Annotated in this window: 2 protein-coding genes; both read left to right on the top strand. The window is 45.7% G+C overall.

The window, feature by feature from the left end; all coding sequences use genetic code 11:
* The first annotated feature begins 165 nt into the window (after positions 1 to 165).
* Positions 166 to 387, top strand: coding sequence for an ANR family transcriptional regulator (locus CBG25_RS09205; protein ID WP_290606179.1), 222 nt, complete (start codon positions 166 to 168; stop codon positions 385 to 387).
* Positions 378 to 659, top strand: coding sequence for a VRR-NUC domain-containing protein (locus CBG25_RS09210; protein WP_290606181.1), 282 nt, complete (start codon positions 378 to 380; stop codon positions 657 to 659). The genes CBG25_RS09205 and CBG25_RS09210 overlap by 10 nt, the downstream gene beginning before the upstream one ends.
* The last annotated feature ends 156 nt before the right edge of the window (positions 660 to 815 follow it).

Genomic DNA, 815 nt, shown 5'->3' on the forward strand with positions numbered 1-815 from the left:
GATTATCAGCGAAGCGCCGGATACTCCTCAATTTTCCGCCGAGGGGTTAAGCGCACTGTTAAGTGCCAAGCCTTACTGGGCTTTTGATTTACCGCTTAGTGCAGCGGGCTTTGAGACTTATCGCTATCGGAAGGAATAAACAACACACAGGATAAAATAAACACCATGGCCTTTAGAAAAAACGACAGCCCCCTTTATTTTAAGGCGGCACAAGATGCGGTACATCTTGAGCAGTCAGGGCAATACCATGAAGCCGCGCGCGCATGGTCACAGGCAAATCGACTGGCACGCAATCGCAATAACCGTATCTGGAGTGAACACCGTGCCGATTTTTGCTTAATGCAAATTAAAAGAGAAAATATTAAAAGGATGTATTCATGCGATTAGTCAGGGAAGACAGTATCGAAAAACACTTGGTKCGTGAAGTGCGAAAAATGGGCGGCATTGCCTATAAATTTGTTTCACCCGGACGACGGGGTGTGCCTGACCGATTAGTCGCCCTGCCCAATGGCAAGATTATTTTTGTGGAGTGCAAAGCACCGAGCGAAAAACCTACCCCCTATCAATTGCGCGAACACGCAAGGCTTTTTGCCCTGGGCCATCAGGTCATTGTACTGGACAGCCACGATTTAAGTAACATTTTACCTACTATCGGTTGAAAATTAACTTATTGACGAAAGAAGAAATCATGCGCTATAGTTTACTTGCATCTGCAAAATCAGATGTCGGGTCTGCAAACCTGCTGTAACTACAAAGGCGCATAGCACGCCGAAAGCGTTTTTTTTTTATGCGTCAGTCTGCCATATCAAGAATCA

This window comes from Arsenophonus sp. ENCA (genome assembly GCF_002287155.1).
GTDB classification, from domain to species: Bacteria; Pseudomonadota; Gammaproteobacteria; order Enterobacterales; family Enterobacteriaceae; genus Arsenophonus; species Arsenophonus nilaparvatae.

Coding starts and splice junctions, on each gene's coding strand:
- CBG25_RS09205 (WP_290606179.1), top strand. CDS start 166: ATGGCCTTTAGAAAAAACGACAGCCCCCTTTATTTTAAGGCGGCACAA.